This window comes from Verticiella sediminum (assembly GCF_007558815.1).
Classification (GTDB): domain Bacteria; phylum Pseudomonadota; class Gammaproteobacteria; order Burkholderiales; family Burkholderiaceae_B; genus Verticiella; species Verticiella sediminum.
Genome location: NZ_VLTJ01000026.1, coordinates 58,608 through 80,311, shown reverse-complemented (window position 1 = coordinate 80,311; position 21,704 = coordinate 58,608). Strand labels below are relative to the sequence as shown.

The following is a 21,704-nucleotide window of genomic DNA, read 5'->3' as shown; positions in this document are numbered from 1 at the left end:
TCGCAGCTTCCTCGCCACAGAATGAGGTATCCGCGACCCCGGGGCGCAGGGTGGTCTCGTCGGTCTTCGGCAAGGCTTGCGTGTTGGGGCAAGGCGGTCTGCGGCGCGTGCTGCGGTTGCCATGTGCGGCGCAGCCGTCTGCGCGCGCCGGTCCTTACCTATAATTCCTGGCCGACCTCGCCATAGGGCTGCCCGTGATCTACCGCATCCTGGCCGACCTCGTCCTGCTCGTGCATGCCCTGTTCATCGTCTTCGCGGTGTTCGGCGGCCTGCTCGGCTTCTGGCGGCGCTGGGTGGTCTGGCTGCACCTGCCGGCCATGGCTTGGGGCGCGCTGGTGGTCGCCATGGGCTGGGTATGCCCGCTCACGCCCCTGGAGACTTCGCTGCGGCAAATGGCGGGGCAGCAGGCGTACGGCGGCAGCTTCATCGAGCACTATCTCTTGCTGATGATCTACCCGCCGGGGTTGACCCGTTCGGTGCAGGCGCTGCTTGCCGCACTGCTCATCGGCGGCAATGCGGCGGTCTATCTCGTCTTGTGCCGACGGTGGCGCGGCTCGCCGAAGAAAAGCGCGGGGGCATCGAGGCGTTGAGCGCGCGCTGAAAGAAAACCCTGTTCGGCAATCCTCGCGTAAGGCTTGGGATGCGTCTCGATGTTGAATCGCAGCAGGTGAGGCAGTATCAATGCGTTGCTCCACCATGAGACAGGCCATGCACTCGGCCTCACTGCATGCCGCTGTCCGCCAGTTCCCGAATCCGGCTCACCGTGTCCATGTCCAGGCCCACGAGGGCCTGTTCGCGCATGCGGCGCTCGTCGTCCGACAGCGCCTGCTCGGCGGGGTCGGCGTCGTTCCATTCGTAGACGAAGCGCAGGAACAGCGACGAGGGTTCGGGCTCCTCGATGCGGGCGGTGGCCGTGCAGGCCGGCCATTTGTCGGTGGCCGCGACCTCGACGTGGATCTGTTCCATGGGCGTGAGGGTGACCTTGTCGTCCACCTCGAACACGCCGAAGTGCAGGGTGCGCTCGATCACTTCGGTGCCGTCGTCGCGGCGCTCATGGTGGCGCACCGCATGCCCTTCGAGGCCGATGATGAAGTGCGCCGGGTCGTAGGCGCGCAGGGCGATGCCGCGCCAGACCTGCTCGCGGCTGAGCACGGCCGGCGCGCCGATCTCGTGGGAGTTGATCTGGATGATGTGTTCGAAGCGCATGATGGTTCCTGGGCGCTGGTGAAGGCGATGGAACCATCATAGCCAAGGCGCGCGCGGCCCGCCTTGGCGGGCAGGCCAGGGCGGCCTGCCGGCGGCCGCTCAGTTCGAGAAGGCGGCGATGCCGGTCTGGGCGCGGCCCAGGATCAGCGCGTGCACGTCGTGCGTGCCTTCGTAGGTGTTGACCACTTCCAGGTTGACCAGATGGCGGGCCACGCCGAACTCGTCGGAGATGCCGTTGCCGCCCATCATGTCGCGCGCCATGCGCGCGATGTCCAGCGCCTTGCCGCACGAGTTGCGCTTGAGGATGGAGGTGATCTCCACTGCGGCGACGTCCTCGTCCTTCATGCGGCCCAGGCGCAGGCAGCCCTGCAGGCCGAGCGAGATCTCGGTCTGCATGTCGGCGAGCTTCTTCTGGATGAGCTGGTTGGCGGCGAGCGGACGGCCGAACTGCTTGCGGTCGAGCACGTACTGGCGAGCACGGTGCCAGCAGTCCTCGGCGGCGCCCAGCGCGCCCCAGGCGATGCCGTAGCGGGCCGAGTTCAGGCAGGTGAAGGGGCCCTTGAGGCCGCGCACCTCGGGAAAGGCGTTCTCTTCGGGGCAGAACACGTTGTCCATCACGATCTCGCCGGTGATGGAGGCGCGCAGGCCGACCTTGCCGTGGATCGCGGGGGCGGTGAGGCCCTGCATGCCTTTCTCGAGGATGAAGCCGCGGATCGGGCCGACGTTGCCGGCCGTGTCGACCTCCTTGGCCCACACGACGAAGACGTCGGCGATCGGGCTGTTCGAGATCCACATCTTGTTGCCGACCAGCTTGTAGCCGCCATCGGTCTTGTAGGCGCGGGTGGCCATGGAGCCGGGGTCGGAACCGTGGTCCGGCTCGGTCAGGCCGAAGCAGCCGATCCATTCGCCGGTGGCAAGCCTGGGCAGGAACTTCTGCTTCTGTTCCTCGGTGCCGAAGGCGTTGATGGGCACCATCACCAGCGAGGACTGCACGCTCATCATGGAGCGGTAGCCCGAGTCGACGCTCTCGACTTCGCGGGCGATCAGGCCGTAGGCCACGTAGTTCAGGCCGGGGCCGCCGTATTCGGTGGGGATGGTCGGGCCGAGCAGGCCGAGTTCGCCCATCTCGCGAAAGATGGACGGGTCGGTGTGCTCGTTGCGGAAGGCCTCCAGCACGCGGGGCGCGAGCTTGCCCTGGCAATAGGCCTTGGCCGCGTCGCGCACCATGCGCTCGTCTTCGGTGAGTTGCAGGTCGAGCAGGAACGGATCGTCCCACTGGAAAGCGGCGCGGTCGGCCATGGATGTCTCCTGGAGTCTGAGAGTTGGCGTGGGACGGGTGAGATGCCGCCGTCGTCCGGCGCGGTACGCGAGCGACACGGCCTGGCGGCCGGCGCAGCGTACGCTGCCGGGGACGCCGTATCGGCGCGCCCCTGGATCAGGAGGCGATGGTAGCCCCGCTGCGGCCGCCCCTGCAAGCGAGTAATATGCATCGAGATATCCTATTTCCGCATATATCGGTAGGGTATGCCTCGCCTTGTCCGGCGGCCTCCCTCGTAAGTGGCTGAAGGGTGTCGGCCGGCGCGGTGGTCACGCATCTTTAATTGTTCAGGTTCTGCATGTCATGCGTAGGCGCATCCCATCCACGCAGGCCCTGGCCTGTTTCGAGGCCGCGGCCCGCCACGAGAGCTATACGCGGGCGGCCCAGGAGCTGGCGCTGAGCCAGGGCGCGGTGTCGCGCCAGATCGCCGCTCTGGAGGACTATCTCGGCGCGCGGCTCTTTCGGCGCACCCGGCACGGCGTCGTGCTCACTGCCTGCGGCGCTGATTACGCGCGCCAGGCCGAGCGCCTGCTCGCCTCGCTGGAACGCGCCACGCTGGACGCCGCCGCCTACCATGGCGGCGGCACGCTGACGCTGGGCGCCGTGGCAACCTTCGCCACCCGCTGGCTGCTGCCGCGCATGCCGCGCCTGGCCGCGCGCCATCCCGAGCTCATCATCCACATGGAAACGCGCACGCGGCCCTTCATGTTCGGCGATACCGACTTCGACGCCGCCATCTACGCCGGCACGCCGGAGCAGGTGCGCAACTGGGCTGGCACGCGTGCGACGCTGCTGCTGCGCGAGGATGTGCTGCCCGTCTGCAGCCCGGATCTGCCCGGCTACCGGCCCGGTGCGACACCGGCCGAGATCGCCCGTCTGCCCTTGCTGCAGCAGAGCACGCGTCCCTACGGCTGGCGGCAGTGGTTCGACGCGGCCGGCGTGGCGGCGCCGGACGCGCTGCGTGGACCGCGCTACGAACTCTTTTCCATGACGGCGATGGCCGCGGTGCACGGCGCCGGCGTGGCGCTGGTGCCCCGGATTCTCATCGAGGACGAGCTGGCCAGGGGAGACCTGGTCGTCGCCTGCGACCGCATGCTGCCCGGCGAGCGCAACTATTACCTGGTCGCGCCGGCGCAGCGCGAGGAGGGCGTGGCGCTGCGGCAATTCCGTGAGTGGCTGCTCGACGAGGCGGGGGCAGACGGCGAGGTGGGGTGAGGGCCGTACCGATTCCGTGCTTGCCTATCGCGCCTCGCCCGCCATCCTTTCCGCAATCTTCATCTGGAGGATGTGGATGTGGCGGCGCAGATGATAGAGATCGTCCATGTAGACGAGCGGCACGCTGGTGCGGGCCGCATTGGCGTCGATCTCCTGCGTGCGCCGGCGCAGCGCTTGCGCCTTGGCGGGATCGGGCGACGCGTCGAGTTCCATCTCGATCTTCTGCAGCTCGAGATAGTAGCGATTGATCCGGCGCTTGATCTGCCAGCGGTAGGTCGGCGGGGCGATCTTGAAGAGCGGGAACATGACGGTCAGCAGCGGGAAGATCAGGATCCAGCCGCGCTCGACGAAGCTCGCCACCCAGAAGGGCAGGTAGCGGCGCAGGAAAGTCGGGCCGTCCTCGAAATACCGGAGTGCATTGGCATTGGCGGGAAGCTGCTGCGCGCGCGGCCGCTGGGGGTATTCACCGATCTGCGTGAACAGCCCGGGGCTTGCGTGAATGGTGATTGCGGCCGAGAGGAGCACGTCCACGAAGGCCGGGTGCAGATGGCTGCCGGCTGCCAGCAAGCCGGTCGTCGACAGCAGCGTGATGTCCCGCGCCGGAATGGTGTCGCGATAGTCGATCGACCCCCGGAACAGGGTGCTTTTCGTCAGCCATGGATTGGCGCTGATCAGGCCTGCCGCGTCGTCCACCGACAGCAAGCGGACCTCGGGGTCGCGCAAGAGGCGTTCGATCGGCGAGGTCACCGCATTCGATACGAAGATCGTCGTGTCCACGCTGTCCGACTGCAGTGCGGCGACCGCTTGCTCTCCGCCCATGGGCAGGACTGTCGTACCGTTGCGGCCCAGCCCCGTCAGTTCGACCAGCCCCCGGGAGAAGGCCAGCGTGCCGCTGCCCGCGGCGCCACCTGCGATCGTGCGGCCTTCCGCGTCGCGCAGCGTTTCGATCCCGGGCCGTACGAAGATCCACGAGGGCTCGGGGCCGATCGAGGCCAGTGCCTGTACGCCGCGCTCCCCATCCGACAGGGGCAGCCCGGCCTGCAGGAAGGCTACGTCGGCCTCGCCATCGGCCAGCCGGCGCAGGTTGTCGACCGCCCCGCTCGTTTCCTGCAACTCCACCCGGATCCCCTGCGCTTCGAGGATCTGCTTGTACTGTTCGCCCCAGGCAGCGTAGGCCCCGCCCGCAGCGCCAGTCGCGAGCCGGATGGAGGACGGGGGCGCAGGCTCGATCCACCAGATGGCGAGTGCCAATGCCGCCACCGACAGGACGATGGCCGAGCCGTAGATGCCGGCCTGTTCACGAAATCGTTTGTATCGGATGCTCAAACCGCGGACATTCTCCTCGCCTGTATCGATTGCCGCGCCATGACCTGCGCGAGCGCGAACGGCAAAACGTTGACATCGGGTGCGGCTGTCCATGATACAAGCTGCAAGCCGTGAGCGAGGCGCGCAGTGCTTCACGCTGGGCCGTCCGGGGAAGACGAAAACTCGAGAAAATCTCCTGAAAGCGTTTGACACGAAAAAAATGGTGGGGCATAATTCGAATCTCGGTTGACGCAGCGCAGTACGCAACGGCAGCAAGCGAAAGCAAGCAGCCCGAGCCAGTGTCACAGAGAACCGCGGAGCGGTAGTTCAGTTGGTTAGAATACCGGCCTGTCACGCCGGGGGTCGCGGGTTCGAGTCCCGTCCGCTCCGCCAACGAATTCATGCTGAATCGAGCACTTACAGAAGCCGGGTACACCGAAGGGTGGCCCGGTTTTTGTATTTTGGTCCCTGGCTGCGTACGCTAGGCGATTCCGGTGATTTCTCGGATGCGGTCTACCGGGGCTTGGCATCCTTACCGAACTTCCCGGGCGCGGCGCCGGCACCGGCCAAGTCGGAAATCGGGCGATGCCATGCCATCGCGCGCGGCACTGCGCAACGCGTCGCCGTCGCTGATGGTGTGGCGCCCTTGGTTGCCAGTGCACTCCCCGGACGATAGCGCCCAAACTCGACAGAGTTCTTCAGTGCTACTTTGTCGGCTACGCAAGCCAGCGACTGGAGACCCATGCGCCAGACGAAACTCGACACTGAACAGACAAGACTCGCCTTGCTCGACGCGGCCGAGAGCCTTTTCTGGACGCAGGGAGCGGCTCGCACCTCGGTGCTCGACATCGCGCGAACGGCGAACCTCACGCGGGGCGCCTTCTACTACCACTTCAAGGACAAGGCCGCGATCTTCGAGGCCTTGATCGAACGCGCCCGCGCGCTGGATGCGGACCTGCCCGTCATTGCCGAAGGCGAGAAAGCGGATGCTCTGGCCACGTTGCGGGCGTTCTGCATCGGCGTGTTCGAGCGCTTCGTGCAAGACCGGCTGCGCCAGCGCGTATTCGGCATCGTCATGCACCGGCGCGAGGCGCTGGGCGACCTGGAGCCTTTGGCGCAGGCTCGCCGCGAGGAGATCTGCCGATCGAGCCATGCCTACGAACGCCTGCTCGAGCGCGCCAGGAAAGCCGGCCAGTTGTCCCCGCACTGGACCCCGCCCATCGCGGCGACCACGCTCTACTGCGCCATCATGGGCCTGCTCGACCAATGGCTGCGCGCACCGGAGCGCTTCGATGTGCGGACCGTCGGCATCGCCTGCATCAACCAGTTGCTCGACTCGTTCGGGCACCGTCCTGCGACTGCCGGACCCGAACGCCGAGACGGCACAAGCCGAGACTTCGTTTAATCATACATAGGTGTATGATTAAACGAAGACGGCAGACCGTCCTGCGCAAAGCGCACAGTCTCATGCCGTCAGCACCCCAATATTCGGAGGTCTGTCGATGCCGTCGCAGTGGAGAGATGTCGCTGTTTTTCTCGATGGGTCGCCTGCGGGCGCAGCGATTGGACGGCATGCCGCGCGGCTGGCGCAGCGGCACAAGGCGCATCTCGTGGGTGTCTACGGGGTCTCGCGGGACGACGAAGGCCACGATGCCGAGAGGTACGCCAGAGGCACCCAAGCCATCAAGGACGTCATGGATCGGCGTCGTGCCGCGGATGAGCAGAAGATATTGGCCGCTGGCCGCTTCCTTGGTGAGCTGTCGCGCGAATATGGCATCGGCTCCGAGTTCCGCGTCGTTTGGAGCGACGGTCCGAAAGACGACACCCCCCTGCGAGCACTGCACTGCGACCTCATCGTGTCGGCGCAGCCCCAACCCGCAGGGCTGCCACCGCACTGGTCTGCCGAGCGGCTGTTGCTAATCACGGGCATTCCCGTGCTTCTCATTCCAGAGGGCTGGACCGGCGAAGCGCTGGGCGAGAACGTGCTGATCGCCTGGAACCGCAGCCGGGAGGCCCGTCGCGCGGTAGGCGATGCCTTGCCCTTCATCGGCGCGGCCGGCCGCGTGACGGTGCTGGTCATCGACGGCGACCGCAATCCCGAGCACTTCGGCGAATCACCGGGCGCGAATCTGGTCGATCACCTGTCGAGGCACGACGCCAAGGTCGAGCTTGCATCCATCTCCTCCCATGGCGCACCGATCGCTGAAGTGATTCTCGGCCAGGCGAAGGAGCGCGGCGCGGACCTGCTGGTGATCGGTGCCTACAGCCACCCGCGCACGAGCGAGTTGCTGTTCGGTGGCGTCACGCGATCGCTGTTGTCCGGGGCCAATGTGCCGATGCTGATCTCGCGCTGAGGGCCGGCTCCGTTCCATCCCCACCGCGCTTCTCGAAGCGGCGCGGTTCTCATGGAGGTTCCGCCATGCCCGACTTTTCAATTCTTGAGCTAGGCCGGGTCCGGCAAGGCTCGGGCCGGCGGGTTGCGCTGGACGAAGCCAGAGACCTCGCACGCCATGCCGAAGGCTGGGGCTACCGGCGATTCTGGGTGGCCGAGCACCACAACATGCCCGCGGTCACGACGGCTGCGACCTCGCTGGTGATCGCCCATATCGCCGCCGGCACCCGCACGATCCGGGTCGGAGCGGGCGGCATCATGCTGCCCAACCATGCGCCCTACGTCATCGCCGAGCAGTTCGGCACGCTCGCCACCCTGTTCCCCGGCCGCATCGACCTCGGACTCGGCCGTGCGCCCGGCACCGACCAGGTGACGCTGCGGGCCTTGCGGCGCCATCCGGCGAGCGCGGAGCACTTCCCTCAGGACGTGCAGGAACTGCAGGCCTACCTGGCACCGGTCCAACCGGGACAGCGGATCGAAGCCGTCCCCGGTTCGGGCACGCAGGTGCCGCTGTGGATCCTGGGGTCGAGCCTGTTCGGTGCACACCTCGCGGCCGAACTGGGCCTGCCCTATGGCTTCGCCTCGCACTTCGCACCGCAATCGCTGGACGCGGCGCTGGACATCTACCGGGAGCGGTTCAAGCCGTCCGCGCAACTGGACGAGCCCTATGCCCTGGTGGGCGTCAACATCGTGGCGGCCGGGAGCGACGACGAGGCGCGGTTCCTTGCCACTTCGCAGCAGATGTCGTTCGTCGACATCCTCCGCGGCGTGCGCGGCCTGACGCAACCGCCTATTGCGGACATCGACACCTACTGGAGCCCGCAGGAGAAGGCGCAAGCCTCGCAGATGCTGGCCCTGAGCATCGTCGGCGGCCCGCAGACGGTGCGAAGGGGCATCGAACAGTTGCTCGAGCGCACTGGCGCGGACGAACTGATGATCGTCTCCGACGTGTTCGATCCCGCCAGTCGGCTGCGGTCCTTCGAGATCATCGCCGAGGCGGCGGGGATCGCCGGCGCGGGTCGAGCCGTTCCCCACGACACCGCCTGATGGGCACATTGGTCGGGTCGTACACCTGCCACCTCGGCGTCGCGGGCGACCACGATGTCCAGGCTCGCCTCACCACCGATACTTCACCGACGCCATCACCGTGCGGCCCTGGCCGTAATAGCAGAGCAGCGCGCTCTGGCAGTAGCCCACGTACGCCTTGTCGAAGAGGTTGGCGACGGAAAGGCGCGCGGTGACGCCGGCCAGCGAGGGCGAGGCCCGGCCGGCGTCGTATTCCAGGCCGGCGTCGACCAGCGTGCGCGCGGGCATCTGCAGGGTGTTGGCGGCGTCGCCCCAGCTTTCGCCCTGATAGCGCAGCCCGGCGGAGACGGCGAGGCCCGGGACGAGTTCGTGCAGACCGTACTTGAGCCACAGGGCGGCCTGGTGGCGGGGCGTCATGGGCAAGGCATTGCCGAGCAGGCTGGCCCCGGTGGGCGGAGGATTGGCCCGCGTGATCTCCGAATGCGTATAGGCATAGGCGGCGACCAGCTCGACGTCGCGGGCGAGGTCGGCCTTGCCTTCGAGCTCCAGGCCGCGCACTGAGGCGCTGCCGTTCTGGACGTTGAAGCCGGGGTTGACGGGGTCGGGCGTGACGATGTTGTGCTGGCGCAAGTCGAAGGCGGAGACCGTGAACATGGCCTTGCTGCCCTCGGGCTGGAACTTGGCGCCGAGTTCGTACTGCCGTCCGGTCATCGGGCGGAACGGCGTGCCCTCGGCGGTGGTGCCGTCTACGGGTTCGAAGGAATTGCTGTAGCTGGCATAGGGGGCCCAGCCGTTGTCGAACAGGTAGGTGAGGCCGGCGCGGCCGGTCCAGGCGGTATCGGTGGTGCGCGCGGCGCTGGGGCCGGGCAACGCGTTGGTGCTGCGCGCCGAGGCGCGGTCGTGGCGGGCGCCCAGTGTGAGTGCCCAGCGCTGCCAGCGCGCCTGCTCCTGCAGGTAGATGCCGTATTGCTCGCGTACCTGGCGATAGTCGATACGCGGGATCAGTTCCGGCAGGGCCTGGCCGTAGGCTGGATCGAGGATGTCGATGGGTGTGGCGTACGGCCCGGATGAGAATCGGTAGCTGTCCTTCAGCCGCAGGGCATCGAAACCGATCAGCAGGGTGTGCTGCACGCCGGCCGCCGCGAACTTGGCCTGGGCGCTGGTGTCCACGGTGAGCGTGTCGGCACTCCCCCAGCCGCGCGAGGCGACGCGCGAGAGCCAGCGGTCGTCTTCGAGCAGGTAGCCGGGGCTGGTGGTGGTGTCCACGTCCACATGGTTGAACTGCGTCTGCTGGCGCAGTGTCCAGACGTCGTTCAAAGCGTGTGTGAACGAATAGCCCGTGGCGTACTGGCGGCGCTCGTAGCCATCGAAATCCGGCTCGCCCAGGTAGCGCGAAGTCGGCAGCCGGCCGAACGGGGCGGGGTCCAGCGTGCCGGCGTCGGGCAGGGCGGCGTAGTCGGACAGCGTCCGGTCGCGCTGGTACTGCGCGTGCAGCACGAGCCGGGTGCGCGCATCCGGTGTCCACGCCAGGGCGGGCGCGATGTAGAGGCGTTCGTCGTTACCGTAATCGACGCGCCCGTCGGCGTCGCGGGCGAGGCCGGTGAGGCGGAACGCCCATCGTCCCTCGGCGTCGATGCGCTGGCCCAGGTCGAAGGCGGCTTGCTTGCGTGCGTGGCTGCCGCCCAGCAGCCAGATCTCGCGCAGGCGCTTGCCGTCGGGCTGTTTGGTCGTCAGGTCGACCAGGCCGCCCGGCGTGTTCTGTCCGTACAGTACGGAAGCCGGCCCCTTGAGCACGTCCACGCGCTCCAGGCCGTAGGGCTCGATGCGTTGCATGGCCGAGCTGTACGCCCCGTAGGGCAGGCGCGAGCCATTCAGGTTGTAGCGCACGTAGAAGCCCCGGCTCTGCTGCACGTCGTTGCGGCTGTCGCTGTCGCCGAAGCTGGCGATCATGCCGGGCGTGTAGCGCAGCGCCTCCGTGACGGATTGCGAGCCCTGCGCCTCGATCTGCGCCTGGGTGACCACGTTGACGGTCTGGGGCACCAGAATCAGCGGCGTGTCGGTCTTGGTGGCCGTCGTGGTGTCGCTGCCGACGAAGGCGTCGGGATCGCGTTCGAGTTCGGCGGTGACTTGCACCGTCGAGAGCTGGGCGACACGGGGCACGGCTTCCAGGCGGAAGCGCGCCGGCCCGGTCGATACCGCGCGCAGCCCGGTGCCCGCCAACAGGGTCGCAAAGGCCTGGTCGGGAGTGAACCTGCCGCTGGCGCCCGGCGTGCGCAGACCGGCGGTCAGCTCGGGCGGAAAGGTCAGGGTGATCCCGGCCGCCAGCGCATACTGGTTCAGGGCGGGTGCGAGGGCGCCGGGAGCGATGTCGACGTAGGACGCGGTTTCCTGGGCGGCGATGGCTGCCACCGGCGTGGCCAGGGCGAGCAGCGCGGCGGCAACAGAGGTGCGTGGAAAGCGGGGCATGGGGTGTCTCGTGCGTAGGGTTCCTGACTGTCATGACGCACGAGCAGGGGTGAGTGTTAGGTCGCGCCGGCAAATCGGCGGCCGTGCGCGGGCCGACGGCGCGCTGCCCCTTCCATCAGGAACGCCACCTCGCCTGCCGGGCGAGGCCGGCCTCTAGTCGCCGGCTGGACGCGGCTGGGGCGGGGCCGGCTGGACGTACGTGACCCACGGCAACGGCCGCAGGACGCGCAGGGGCAGTGTGCCGGCCAGGGCGTCGAGCGCGCCATCCGAGTCGTCCAGCGGAATCACCCCGGAAACGCGCAGGCCAGCCAGGGCCTCGGTGTCGTAGCCCAGCCAACCCGGCCGGTAGTCGGCCAGGCGCGCGAGCACCTCGGGCAGGGGGCGGTCGTCCAGGCTGAGCCGGCCCGAGGCCCAGCTCGCGGCGGCATCCACGGCTTGCGCGGCGGTGACGCTGCCCGGCGAGACGTGCGCCGAGTCGCCCGCGGCGAGGTCGCGGCACGGGCCGGCCGCCGCGCAGGCGCGCACGCGGGAGGACTGCACGCTCACGGTGCTGCCGTGTTCCATCACGCGCACGCTGTAGCGGGTGCCGAGCGCGGTGGCGGTGCCGTCGCGGGTCTGGACGACGAAGGGGCGCGCGGGATCGGCCGCCACGCTGGCCAGGATCTCGCCGCGCCGCAGCACGATGCGCCGCTCGGCGTCCGTGTATTGCACGTCGACGGCGGAGCGCGCATTGAGCACGAGCTGGCTGCCGTCCGGGAGGTCGACGCTGCGCCGTTCGGCGTTCGACGTGCGCAGTTCCGCGCCCAGGGTTGCGAGATCGGAGCCATGCGCGGCCAGGATGCCCGCGCCGACCGCGGCGAACATGAGCGCGGCGGCGCGCCGCACGGTGCGCCTGCGGGCGGGCCGATCGGCGAGCGCTTCGAGTGTGTGGCGCGCCGGCGAGCGCGCGGCCCGGGCGAACTCGTCCATGCGGCCCCATAGCCACGTCACGCGCTCGTAGGCGAGCCGGTGGGTCGGGTCGGTGTCCATCCATTCGGCGAAACGCTGGCGGTCGTCCTCGGTGGCCGTGCCGTCGTGCAGGGCGGTGTACCAGTGCGACGCCTGTTCGACGCAGGCGAGGTCGGGCTCGCCCGGCGGGGTGCGGTGCCGGCGTTTCACGGCGAGGGCGGGTCGAAGACCACGGTGTAGCAGTGCGTCAGGACTTCGGCGACGTACTGCCGCACCCGGCCCGGGGAGATGCCCAGGCGTATGCCGGCTTCGGCACTGGTCAGGCCCTCGACGCGCACCATGAGAAAGGCGGCGCGCGCCTTGCGCGAGGTGCCGGCGAGCCAGGCGTCGAGCAGGGCGATGGACTGGCAGGCCTGGGCAACGAGCTCGGTGGAGGGATGGACGTCGCTGCCGTGCAGCGCGCTCCAGGACGCGAGGAACACCTGCTCGATGCGCCGGCGGCGGCTGTCGTCCACCAGCAGGCGGGTCGCGGTGGTGGTCAGCCAGGCGCGGGGTTCGCTCAGTGCGGTGGCGGCGCCGCTGCCGATCAGGCGGGCGAAGGTGTCGTGGGCGAAATCGGCCGCCGCATGCGGGCAGCCCACGCGCCGGCGCAGCCAGCCGACGAGCCAGACATGCTGCTCGAGATAGATGCGGGCGACCGCGTCGACGTCGATGGACTGACTCATGGCAGGCGATGCAGGGGCAGGGTACCCGCTGCACAAGTAATAATGATTTTTATTTAACCATGGGATCTTGGCGGGCGTAAGAGGCTGCGCAGCACTGGAGAAACGAATTCGGCACCAGCGGCGCCCTATCGAAGACAGACATAAGTTCCGATAATGCTTCTCATTACTGCATAATGGCGGTTTTGCCCGGACGCAGCCGTCCGACAGGTTCATGGCTCAAGCATCCTCGCCGCGCCGCGGCTCTCGACGGTTCCTCGTCGCCGCGATCGTGCTCGCGATCGTGGCCGGCGCGCTCTACCTGCTGCTGCGGCCCGCGCCCTCCGCGCCGCCTGTACGCGGCCAGTATGCCGGCCCGGTGCCGGTCACCGTCGTGCCGGCGCGCCGCGCCCCGCTGCCGATACACCTGGATGCGGTCGGGACGGTGGCGCCCCTCGGCCAGGCGCTGGTGCGCAGCCGCGTCGACGGGGAGCTGCTCGAGATACGTTTTGCCGAGGGGCAGGAGGTGCAGGCCGGCGAGCTACTCGCCGTGATCGATCCCCGGCCCTACGAGATCGCTCTCGCGCAGGCGCGCGGCCAGTTGCGCCAGATCCAGGCCCAGTTGCGCAACGCCCGGGCCGACCTGGCGCGCTTTCGCACGCTGCACCAGCAGGATTCGGTGGCGCGCCGGCAACTGGAGACGCAGGAGGCCCTGGTGCGCGAGCATGAAGGCAGCCTGCAGGCGCAGACGGCTGCCGTCGACGAAGCGCAACTGCGGCTGGACTACACGCGCGTCGTGGCGCCCATCGGGGGCCGCGTGGGTTTGCGGCGGGCCCATCCGGGCAACCTGATCCAGGCGGCGGACGCCGACGGCATTGCCCTCATCACGCAGACGCGGCCGATCTCGGTACTGTTCAGCGTGTCCGAGACCCGGATGGCCCACATCCTGAGCGCGCTGCGGGCCGGCGAGGCGCTGGCGGCGCAGGCCTGGGACCGCGAACGCCGCGAAGTGCTCGCCACGGGACAGGTGCGTACCTTCGACAACCAGATCGATCCCGCCACCGGAACGCTGCAGTTGCGCGCGGAGTTCGCCAATACCGAGGAGCGGCTGTTCCCCAGTCAGTTCGTCAACGTGCGCCTGCAGGTGCGCACGCTGGACGACGCGGTCGTGATCCCGGTGGATGCCGTGCAGTATGGCGCCCGCGGCACCTACGTCTATCTGGTCGATGGCGAGGACAGGGCGCGCACGCGCAGTGTCGTGCTCGGCCCGACGGCCGATGGGGAGGTCGCTGTCTCCGAGGGCTTGGCGGGCGGCGAGCAGGTGGTGCTGGAAGGGCTGGACCGCCTCAGCGAGGGCCGCGCGGTCGCCGTCCAGGGCGCTGCTCAGGCGGCGCAAAGCCGATGAACCTGTCGCGGCCCTTCATCCTGCGGCCGGTCGCCACCAGCCTGTTGATGTTCGCGCTGGTGCTCTGCGGCGTGCTGACGTGGCGGCTGCTGCCGGTGGCGGCGCTGCCGCAGGTGGACTACCCCATCATCCAGGTGTTCACCTTCCATCCGGGCGCCAGCCCGGAGCTCACGGCGAGCACGATCACGGCGCCGCTGGAGCGGCGTTTCGGCCAGATTCCGGGCCTGCACCAGATGTCCTCGTCGAGCTCGGCGGGAGCCTCGGTCATCACCCTGCAGTTCTCGCTCGGTCTGGACATGGGCGTGGCCGAACAGGAGGTCCAGGCAGCCATCGCGGCGGCCGCCAACCTGTTGCCCGACGGCCTGCCCGCGCCGCCCGTATACCGCAAGGTCAATCCGGCTGACGTGCCCATCATCACGTTGGCGGCCACGTCCGACACGCTGCCGCTGCCCGAGGTGTACGACCTCATCGACACCCGGCTGGCGCAGCGCATCGCGCAGGTGCCGGGCGTGGGCATGGTCAGCCTGGCGGGCGGGCAGCGCCCGGCCGTCCGGATCCAGCTCGACCCCGACGCCCTCGCCGCGCGCGGGCTGGATTTCGAGTCCGTGCGCCAGGCCGTCGCCGCGGCCAACGTGAACCAGCCCAAGGGCAGTTTCGACGGCCCTGTGCGCACCGTGCTGATGGACGCCAACGATCAGTTGCGCACCGTGGAGGAATACCGCGACCTGGTCCTGGCCTGGCCCGGCGGCGCGCCGCTGCGCCTGGGCGACGTGGCGCGCGTCGAGCGCGGGCCGGAGGACCGCCGGCTCGCTGCCTGGGTGGGCGAGCAGCCGGCCGTGCTGGTCAACGTGCAGCGCCAGCCGGGCGCCAACGTGATCGAAGTGGTCGACCGCATCCAGGCGCTGCTGCCGCAACTGACGGCGAGCCTGCCCGCCGCGCTCGACGTGGCGGTGTTCACCGACCGTACGCACAGCATCCGGTCTTCGGTGCGCGGGGTGCAGATCGAGCTTGTCTTCGCCATCTGCCTGGTCGTGTTCGTCACCTGGCTGTTCCTGCGCGAACTGTGCGCCACCCTGATCCCGGGCGTGGTCGTGCCGCTGTCGCTGATCGGCACGTTCGGCGTGATGTATCTCGCGGGCTTCTCGATCAACAATCTCACGCTGATGGCGCTGACCATCGCGGCCGGCTTCGTGGTGGACGATGCCATCGTCATGCTGGAGAACATCGCGCGGCATCGGGAGCAGGGCGCCGGCCGGCTCGAGGCCGCGCTGGCCGGCGCGCGCCAGATCGGCTTCACCCTGGTCTCGCTGACGGTATCGCTGATCGCCGTGCTGATTCCGCTGCTCTTCATGGGCGACGTGGTGGGCCGGCTGTTCCGCGAGTTCGCCATCACGCTGGCGGTGGCCATCCTGATCTCGCTGGCGGTCTCGCTGACGCTCACGCCGATGATGTGCGCGCGCATGCTGCCGGCGCAAGGGCACGCCGCGGCGCGCTCGCGGCCGGGTTTCATGGATCGCATGCTGGCGCGCTATGCGCGTTCGCTGGATTGGGTGCTGGCGCGCCAGGGCTTGACCCTGCTGGTTGCGCTGGCCACGCTGGCGCTGACGGCGCTGCTGTACCTGCTGGTGCCCAAGGGCTTCTTTCCGGTGCAGGACAACGGCGTGCTGCAAGGCGTGACGCAGGCGCCGCAGACCATGGCGTTCTCGGTGCTCGCCGAGCGCCAGCAGGCGCTGGCCGCAGCGCTGCGCGAAGATCCGGACGTTGCGGGCGTGGCCGCCTTCGTGGGCGTGGACGGCGTCAACGCAACGCCCAGCATGGGCCGCATGCTGATCGAGCTGGTGCCCCTGGCCGAGCGCACGGGGCCACTGGCGCAGACGATGGCCCGTTTGCAGCAGGCGTCCGCGAGCCTGGGCGGACTGCAATTGTACCTACAACCCGTACAGGAACTCAGCATCGAGGATACGGTATCGCGCACGCAGTACCGCTTCACCTTGACCTCGCCGGACGAGGCGCTGCTGGACGACTGGGTGCCCCGGGTGGTCGAGGCCCTGGCGGCACGCCCGGCGTTGTCCGGCGTGGCGAGCGATCGCCAGCGTGACGGCCTGCGTGTCTGGCTGGAGGTCGATCGCGACGCGGCCGCCCGGCTGGGGGTGAGCCTGGCCGACGTGGCCGCCGTGCTCTACGACGCCTACGGGCAGCGCCAGATCTCCACGCTCTTTACGCAGGCCAACCAGTACCGCGTCGTGCTCGAGGCCGACCCGGCGCTGGCGCGCGGGCCGGCGGATCTCGAACGCCTGCGCGTGCGCTCGGCCGATGGCGCGCTGGTGCCGCTGTCCTCGCTCGCGCGCGTGCGGCAGGAGCAGGCTGCGCTGCTGGTGAGCCGCGTCGGGCAGTTTCCCGCGGCGACCGTGTCCTTCGATACCGCGCCCGGCGTGTCGCTGGGCGATGCCGTCGCCGTGGTGCAGGAGGTGCGTACGGGGATGGGCTTGCCGGGCGCGATCGAGTTCCGCCTGCAGGGCGCCGCGCAGGCCTTCGAGGCCTCGCTCGCCAACACGCTGTGGCTCATCCTGGCGGCGGTGGTGACCATGTACATCGTACTGGGCATCCTCTACGAGAGCACGGTGCACCCCGTCACCATTCTGTCGACACTGCCGTCGGCGGCGGTCGGCGCCCTGCTGGCGCTGCTGCTGTCCGGCCGTCCGCTGGACCTGATCGCGGTGATCGGCATCGTGCTGCTCATCGGCCTGGTCAAGAAGAACGGCATCATGATGGTCGATTTCGCGCTCGATGCCGAACGCAGCCTCGGCATGGCGCCGCGCGATGCGATCCGCCAGGCGGCCCTGCAGCGTCTGCGGCCCATTCTGATGACCACGCTCGCCGCCCTGGTCGGCGCGCTGCCCCTGATGTTCGCCACGGGTTCCGGCGCGGAGCTGCGCCAGCCGCTGGGCCTGGTCATGGTCGGCGGGCTGCTGGTGAGCCAGGTGCTCACGCTCTACACCACGCCCGTGATCTACTTGGCCTTCGATCGCCTGCGCCGTGCCCGCCCCGCCCGCGCGCGCGGGGACCGCCTGCCGAGGCCGGGCTGATGCTGCCCCGGCTGTTTCTCGAGCGGCCCGTGGCGGCCTGCCTGATGGCGCTCGCGATCGCGCTGGCGGGGCTGCTCGCCTGGCGGCTGCTGCCGGTCGCGCCGCTGCCCGAGGTGGATTTCCCGACCATCCAGGTCAGCGCGAGCCTGCCGGGCGCGAGCCCGGAAAGCATGGCGAGCACGGTTGCCGCACCGCTCGAAAGGGCGCTCGGCGCCATCGCGGGCGTGACCTCGATCACCTCCTCGAGCAACCAGGGCGCCACGCGGATCAGCCTGCAGTTCGACCTGGACCGCGACATCCATGCCGCCGCGCGCGACGTGCAGGCGGCCATCAATGCCGCGCGGGGCCAACTGCCCGCGGGCATGCCCGGCAACCCCAGCTACCGCAAGGTGAACCCTTCGCAGGCGCCCATCCTGGCACTGGCCTTGAGTTCGCCCAACCTGGCGCCGAGCCGGCTGTACGACGTGGCCGCCAGTGTGCTCGCGCAGAAGATCGCCCAGGTGCCCGGCGTGGGCGACGTCAGCGTGGGCGGCAGCTCGCTGCCCGCCGTGCGCGTGCAGCTCAATCCGCAGGCGCTGAGCCATTACGGCATGGCCCTGGACGAAGTGCGCCAGGCCCTGGTCGATGCCAACGCCTGGCAGCCGGCCGGCAGCATCGAGTCGGACCGTCTGCGCTGGGATGTGCGGGGCACCGGCCAGTTGCGCACCGCGGCCGAGTATCGCGAGCTGATCGTGCGCTACCGCGACGGCGCCGCGGTGCGCCTGGGCGACGTGGCGGCGGTCAGCGATTCGGTGGAGAATCGCTACAGCAGCGGCTTTCACAACGAGCGCCCGGCGGTGCTGCTGAGCGTGAGCCGGCAGCCGGGCGCCAACATCGTGCAGACCATCGATGCGATCCGCGACCTGCTGCCCGTGCTGCGCGAGCTGCTGCCCGGGGATGCCGAACTCGCGGTGGTGATCGATCGTTCGCCCGGCATCCGCGCGACCCTGCACGAAGCCCACCTGACGCTCGTGCTGGCCTGCGTCCTGGTGGTCCTGGTGGTCGGGGCCTTCCTGGGCAATCTGCGTGCGGCGATCGTGCCCAGCCTGTCGATCCCGGTCGCCGTGCTCGGCACCTTCGCCGTCATGCACTTGTCGGGTTTCTCGCTCAACAACCTGTCGCTGATGGCGTTGATCGTGGCCACCGGGCTCGTGGTGGACGATGCCGTGGTGGTGGCCGAGAACATCAGCCGCCATCGCGAGCGCGGCATGTCGGGCCGCCGCGCCGCCATGCGCGGCACGCGTGAGGTGGGCTTCACGCTGATCGCAATGACGCTGGCATTGGTGGCCGTGTTCGCCTCCGTCCTGCTGATGGGCGGGCTGGTCGAGCGTCTGTTCCGCGAGTTCTCGCTGACCCTGATCGCCGCCATCCTGCTGTCGCTGCTGCTGGCGGTCACCCTGATCCCGAGCCTCTGCGCGCGCGAGGGCGCATGGGCCGCCGCGCCGGCGCGCGCGCCGCGCTGGCAGGCACCGCTGGCCCAGGCGTATGGCAGGTCGCTGGCCGCCACCCTGCGCCATCCCTGGCTGGCGGTGGGCGTGCTGGCGCTCGCCACCGCCGGCAGCGTCTTCCTCTATGCCGGCCTGCCCAAAGTCTTCCTGCCGACCCAGGATACCGGCCAGTTGCGCGGCTTCGCGCGCGGCGACGACGGGTTCTCGTTCCAGGTCATGCAGCCCAAGATCGACGTGTACCGCCGCATGCTGCTGGCCGACCCCGCCGTGGCCGACGTCATCGGCTCGAGCGGCGGCGCCTTCGGCGGCAGCAACTCCTCCATGCAGATCCGCCTCAAGCCGCTGGCCGAGCGCGGCGAGCCGGCCGGCGCGGTGCTCGAGCGCCTGCGCGCGGCGACGCCGCCCGTGCCCGGCGGCATGTTCTTCGTGAACGTGGACCAGGACTTGAACCCGCCGGGCGCCTTCAGCGAGAGCGGCGAGTATTCCTTCGTGCTGCGCTCGGGCGACCTGGCGCTGCTGCGAACCTGGGCGCCGCGCGTATCGGCTGCGCTGGGCGAGCTGCCCGAGCTCGCCGACGTGGACTCGGTGGGCGACGAAGCGACGCTGCAGGTGATGCTGGACATCGACCGCGAGGCCGCCCAGCGCCTGGGCGTGGACATGCGCCTGGTGAACGGCGTGCTGAACAACTCGTTCAGCCAGCGCCAGGTGGCCACGCTGTACGACGCCCTCAACCAGTATCGCGTGGTGATGGAAATCGACCCGCGCCAGACGCAGACCCCCGATGCGCTGGACGACGTGCTGGTGGTCGCGGCGGATGGCCGGCGCATCCCGCTGTCGAGCTTCGCGCGCCACCGCTACGACATGGTCAACGACCGCGTGCGCCACGATGGGCAGTTCGCCGCCGTGGGCATCGACTTCTCGCTGGCGCCCGGGGTGTCGCTCGCCGCAGCCCTGGACGCGATCGATGCGCGCATGGCGCAGTTGCGCATGCCCACCCAGGTGCATGCCGGGCTCGGCGAGCAGACCGGCAGCCTGCGCGCCGCGCTCGATGCGCAGCCCTGGATGATCCTGGCCGTGTTGGTGGCGGTCTACCTCGTGCTCGGCGTGCTCTATGAAAGCACCTGGCAGCCGCTGACCATACTCTCGACGCTGCCGTCCGCCGGACTGGGCGCTCTGCTGGCCCTGCGCGCCAGCGGTACCGAGTTCTCGTTGATCGCGCTGCTCGGGCTGTTTCTGCTCATCGGCGTGGTGATGAAGAACGCGATCCTGATGGTCGATTTCGCGCTGGCCGAGCAGCGCAGGCGCGGCCGGCCGGCGCGCGAGGCCATCGCCGAGGCCGCGCGCCTGCGCCTGCGGCCCATCCTCATGACCAATTGCGCGGCCCTGCTGGGCGCGCTGCCGCTGGTGATCGGCATGGGCGAGGGCGCCGAGCTGCGCCGTCCGCTCGGCATCACGATCGTGGGCGGACTGGCGGTGAGCCAACTGCTCACGCTCTACACCACGCCGGCGGTGTACGTATTGCTGGATCGTGCGGGCGCATGGTGGCGAGGCCGGGCCCGGGCGTTCCCCTCCAAGGAGATGTCATGACTGTGCGCCGAGATTGCGGCCGCGCGGCGCGCGGATGCCGACGCATGCGCGGACTGGCCGTGCTGGCCGTGTCCGCTGCCCTGGCCGCGTGCGCCATCGAGCCGGTAACACCGGCTGTGCCGGACATGCCCGAACGCTTTCGGCATGCCGGGCCGTGGCGCGAAGCCGCGCCCGCGATGCCGCAGACCGGAGGTGCCACCTGGGCCGTGCTGGCCGACGATGAACTGTTGCGAAGCCTGACCTCGGTGGCTGCGAACAACCAGGACCTGGCGCAGGCGCAGGCGCGCCATCGACAGGCGGTTGCCGCCGCCAACGGTGCGCGCGCAACCCTGTGGCCCCGCGTGGATGCCAGCGCGGCGGCCAGCCGCAGCGGCGGCGGTGCAGAGGCCGCGGCGCGTCGCTACGTGGCTGGGCTCGACCTGGCATGGACGCCGGACGTATGGGGACGCGCCGGCGCAGAAGCCGACGCCGCGCAGTTCGACGTCCGCGCGCAGCAGGCCGCCGTCGGCGGCGCCCGCCTGCTCGTCGAGGCCGAGTACGCGCGCCAGTACCTGCGCATCCGCGTGCTCGACGCGCAGACGCGCATGCTGCGCGCCACCGAAGAAGCCTACGCCCGCTCGCTGGCGCTCACGCGCAACCAGTACGACGTCGGTCTGGTGGCGCGTTCGGACGTGCTGCTCGCCGAGACTCAGCTCGCCGCCGTGCGGGTTCAGTTGCGCGAGCAGGAGAGCGCGCGGGCAGCGCTGGAGCATGCGCTCGCGGTGCTGCTCGGGCTGGCGCCCGCGGATTTCCGGCTCGCGCCCGTCGCCGATGTGCCGGCGCCGCCATCCGTTCCGGCCGGGCTGCCGTCGGCGCTGCTCGAGCGCCGGCCCGACGTGGTGCAGGCGGCCGACGATGCACATGCGGCCAACCTGCGCGTGGGCGTTGCGCAGCGCGCGTGGTTTCCGGACTTCACCCTGCAAGCTTCCGGCGGCTGGCAGAGCGCCACGCTGGGGCAATGGCTGAGCGCCCCGGCCCGCGTCTGGTCGATCGGCCCGGCGCTGGCCGCCACCTTGTTCGACGGCGGCGCGCGGGCCGCCGGCCTGGAGCGCGCCCAGGCCGTAGCCGACGAGGCAGCGGCCCGTTATCGCCAGCGCGTGCTGGCGGCCATGCAGGAAGTCGAGGATGCGCTAGCGGCCATCGTGACGCTGGACGATGTCATCGCCCGGCAGGAGGAGGTCGTGGCCCTGGCGGCCGAGGCCGAGCGCCTGATGCGCAACCAGTATGCCGCCGGCATGGTGTCCTTCCTGGACGTGGCGGTGGCGCAGAACACGACGCTGGCGGCCCGGCGCGACCTGCTCGACCGCGTCGGCGCGCGCCTGGATGCGACGGTGGCCCTGATCGCCGCGACGGGTGGCGGGTGGGAGCGCGGCCTTTGACCACGGGCGGATGCAAGCGGCGATCGCGATGAGCGGAGCATGGCATCGCGTGCGGCCGGGCCGTCGGTCGCACGCGCGGACTCGCGCGACCCGTCGCATCGGCGCGTATCTCGTGCAATAAGTTTCTCTGTAGTCTCTGTTGTA

Annotated in this window: 15 protein-coding genes and 1 tRNA gene; 10 read left to right on the top strand and 6 right to left on the bottom strand. The window is 69.6% G+C overall.

From position 1 onward, the window contains the following. The first annotated feature begins 194 nt into the window (after positions 1 to 194). Positions 195 to 590 carry a DUF2784 domain-containing protein gene (locus FOZ76_RS13375; RefSeq protein ID WP_143948775.1) on the top strand — a complete coding sequence of 132 codons (396 nt, stop codon included), beginning with the start codon at positions 195 to 197 and terminating at the stop codon, positions 588 to 590. Between the two features lie 130 nt (positions 591 to 720). On the opposite strand, the gene FOZ76_RS13370 is transcribed toward FOZ76_RS13375, so the two are convergent. Both FOZ76_RS13370 and FOZ76_RS13365 read right to left on the bottom strand, forming a co-directional pair. Then, entirely contained in the window at positions 721 to 1,206 is a 486-nt protein-coding gene (locus tag FOZ76_RS13370; RefSeq protein WP_143948774.1) for an AtaL-like protein, read from the bottom strand. Positions 1,207 to 1,305: 99 nt separating this feature from the next. Beyond that, positions 1,306 to 2,505: an acyl-CoA dehydrogenase gene (locus tag FOZ76_RS13365; protein WP_143948773.1), complete on the bottom strand. Its 1,200-nt coding sequence runs from the start codon at positions 2,503 to 2,505 to the stop codon at positions 1,306 to 1,308. 322 nt (positions 2,506 to 2,827) lie between these two features. On the opposite strand from FOZ76_RS13365, the gene FOZ76_RS13360 reads away from it, so the two are divergent. After that, a complete protein-coding gene (locus FOZ76_RS13360) occupies positions 2,828 to 3,739 on the top strand; it encodes a LysR substrate-binding domain-containing protein (RefSeq protein ID WP_143948772.1) in 912 nt (303 codons plus the stop codon). 24 nt (positions 3,740 to 3,763) lie between these two features. Here FOZ76_RS13360 and FOZ76_RS13355 read toward each other — a convergent pair whose 3' ends face one another. Beyond that, on the bottom strand, positions 3,764 to 5,158 hold the full coding sequence (locus FOZ76_RS13355) for a TAXI family TRAP transporter solute-binding subunit (protein ID WP_143948771.1): 1,395 nt from the start codon (positions 5,156 to 5,158) through the stop codon (positions 3,764 to 3,766). Positions 5,159 to 5,360: 202 nt separating this feature from the next. Here FOZ76_RS13355 and FOZ76_RS13350 point away from each other — a divergent pair. The 4 genes from FOZ76_RS13350 (at position 5,361) to FOZ76_RS13335 (ending at position 8,483) form a co-directional block, all read left to right on the top strand. Next, positions 5,361 to 5,437, top strand: a tRNA-Asp gene (locus tag FOZ76_RS13350). A 349-nt stretch (positions 5,438 to 5,786) separates the two neighbouring features. Beyond that, positions 5,787 to 6,449, top strand: coding sequence for a TetR family transcriptional regulator (locus FOZ76_RS13345; RefSeq protein WP_143948770.1), 663 nt, complete (start codon positions 5,787 to 5,789; stop codon positions 6,447 to 6,449). A gap of 97 nt (positions 6,450 to 6,546) precedes the next feature. Further along, the gene (locus tag FOZ76_RS13340; RefSeq protein ID WP_143948769.1) at positions 6,547 to 7,398 is read left to right on the top strand and encodes a universal stress protein; all 852 of its coding nucleotides are present in this window, start codon (positions 6,547 to 6,549) and stop codon (positions 7,396 to 7,398) included. Between the two features lie 65 nt (positions 7,399 to 7,463). Then, the gene (locus FOZ76_RS13335; protein WP_143948768.1) at positions 7,464 to 8,483 is read left to right on the top strand and encodes an LLM class flavin-dependent oxidoreductase; all 1,020 of its coding nucleotides are present in this window, start codon (positions 7,464 to 7,466) and stop codon (positions 8,481 to 8,483) included. A gap of 69 nt (positions 8,484 to 8,552) precedes the next feature. Here FOZ76_RS13335 and FOZ76_RS13330 read toward each other — a convergent pair whose 3' ends face one another. The 3 genes from FOZ76_RS13330 to FOZ76_RS13315 form a co-directional block, all read right to left on the bottom strand. Continuing rightward, the gene (locus FOZ76_RS13330) at positions 8,553 to 10,928 is read right to left on the bottom strand and encodes a TonB-dependent siderophore receptor (RefSeq protein WP_143948767.1); all 2,376 of its coding nucleotides are present in this window, start codon (positions 10,926 to 10,928) and stop codon (positions 8,553 to 8,555) included. 153 nt (positions 10,929 to 11,081) lie between these two features. Beyond that, on the bottom strand, positions 11,082 to 12,086 hold the full coding sequence (locus FOZ76_RS27515; protein ID WP_170235433.1) for a FecR family protein: 1,005 nt from the start codon (positions 12,084 to 12,086) through the stop codon (positions 11,082 to 11,084). Beyond that, a complete protein-coding gene (locus FOZ76_RS13315) occupies positions 12,083 to 12,601 on the bottom strand; it encodes a sigma-70 family RNA polymerase sigma factor (RefSeq protein WP_143948765.1) in 519 nt (172 codons plus the stop codon). The genes FOZ76_RS27515 and FOZ76_RS13315 overlap by 4 nt, the downstream gene beginning before the upstream one ends. Before the next feature lie 211 nt (positions 12,602 to 12,812). Between FOZ76_RS13315 and FOZ76_RS13310 the strand changes: the two genes are divergently transcribed. Genes FOZ76_RS13310 through FOZ76_RS13295 form a run of 4 tightly spaced genes read left to right on the top strand, consistent with a single transcriptional unit; the run spans position 12,813 to position 21,560 of the window. Continuing rightward, positions 12,813 to 13,982: an efflux RND transporter periplasmic adaptor subunit gene (locus FOZ76_RS13310; protein WP_143948764.1), complete on the top strand. Its 1,170-nt coding sequence runs from the start codon at positions 12,813 to 12,815 to the stop codon at positions 13,980 to 13,982. Further along, a complete protein-coding gene (locus FOZ76_RS13305; RefSeq protein ID WP_143948763.1) occupies positions 13,979 to 17,068 on the top strand; it encodes an efflux RND transporter permease subunit in 3,090 nt (1,029 codons plus the stop codon). Before FOZ76_RS13310 ends, FOZ76_RS13305 begins: the two co-directional genes overlap by 4 nt. After that, positions 17,068 to 20,142, top strand: coding sequence for an efflux RND transporter permease subunit (locus FOZ76_RS13300; protein WP_143948762.1), 3,075 nt, complete (start codon positions 17,068 to 17,070; stop codon positions 20,140 to 20,142). Before FOZ76_RS13305 ends, FOZ76_RS13300 begins: the two co-directional genes overlap by 1 nt. Further along, the gene (locus tag FOZ76_RS13295) at positions 20,139 to 21,560 is read left to right on the top strand and encodes an efflux transporter outer membrane subunit (protein ID WP_170235432.1); all 1,422 of its coding nucleotides are present in this window, start codon (positions 20,139 to 20,141) and stop codon (positions 21,558 to 21,560) included. Before FOZ76_RS13300 ends, FOZ76_RS13295 begins: the two co-directional genes overlap by 4 nt. Positions 21,561 to 21,704 lie beyond the last annotated feature (144 nt).

Excerpts from the sequence above, each read along its gene's own strand:
- FOZ76_RS13330 (WP_143948767.1), bottom strand. The coding sequence starts at position 10,928 with ATGCCCCGCTTTCCACGCACCTCTGTTGCCGCCGCGCTGCTCGCCCTG.
- FOZ76_RS13360 (WP_143948772.1), top strand. The coding sequence starts at position 2,828 with ATGCGTAGGCGCATCCCATCCACGCAGGCCCTGGCCTGTTTCGAGGCC.
- FOZ76_RS13335 (WP_143948768.1), top strand. The coding sequence starts at position 7,464 with ATGCCCGACTTTTCAATTCTTGAGCTAGGCCGGGTCCGGCAAGGCTCG.
- FOZ76_RS13355 (WP_143948771.1), bottom strand. The coding sequence starts at position 5,158 with ATGGACAGCCGCACCCGATGTCAACGTTTTGCCGTTCGCGCTCGCGCA.
- FOZ76_RS13300 (WP_143948762.1), top strand. The coding sequence starts at position 17,068 with ATGCTGCCCCGGCTGTTTCTCGAGCGGCCCGTGGCGGCCTGCCTGATG.
- FOZ76_RS13305 (WP_143948763.1), top strand. The coding sequence starts at position 13,979 with ATGAACCTGTCGCGGCCCTTCATCCTGCGGCCGGTCGCCACCAGCCTG.
- FOZ76_RS13345 (WP_143948770.1), top strand. The coding sequence starts at position 5,787 with ATGCGCCAGACGAAACTCGACACTGAACAGACAAGACTCGCCTTGCTC.
- FOZ76_RS13370 (WP_143948774.1), bottom strand. The coding sequence starts at position 1,206 with ATGCGCTTCGAACACATCATCCAGATCAACTCCCACGAGATCGGCGCG.
- FOZ76_RS13310 (WP_143948764.1), top strand. The coding sequence starts at position 12,813 with ATGGCTCAAGCATCCTCGCCGCGCCGCGGCTCTCGACGGTTCCTCGTC.
- FOZ76_RS13295 (WP_170235432.1), top strand. The coding sequence starts at position 20,139 with ATGACTGTGCGCCGAGATTGCGGCCGCGCGGCGCGCGGATGCCGACGC.
- FOZ76_RS13340 (WP_143948769.1), top strand. The coding sequence starts at position 6,547 with ATGCCGTCGCAGTGGAGAGATGTCGCTGTTTTTCTCGATGGGTCGCCT.
- FOZ76_RS13365 (WP_143948773.1), bottom strand. The coding sequence starts at position 2,505 with ATGGCCGACCGCGCCGCTTTCCAGTGGGACGATCCGTTCCTGCTCGAC.
- FOZ76_RS13315 (WP_143948765.1), bottom strand. The coding sequence starts at position 12,601 with ATGAGTCAGTCCATCGACGTCGACGCGGTCGCCCGCATCTATCTCGAG.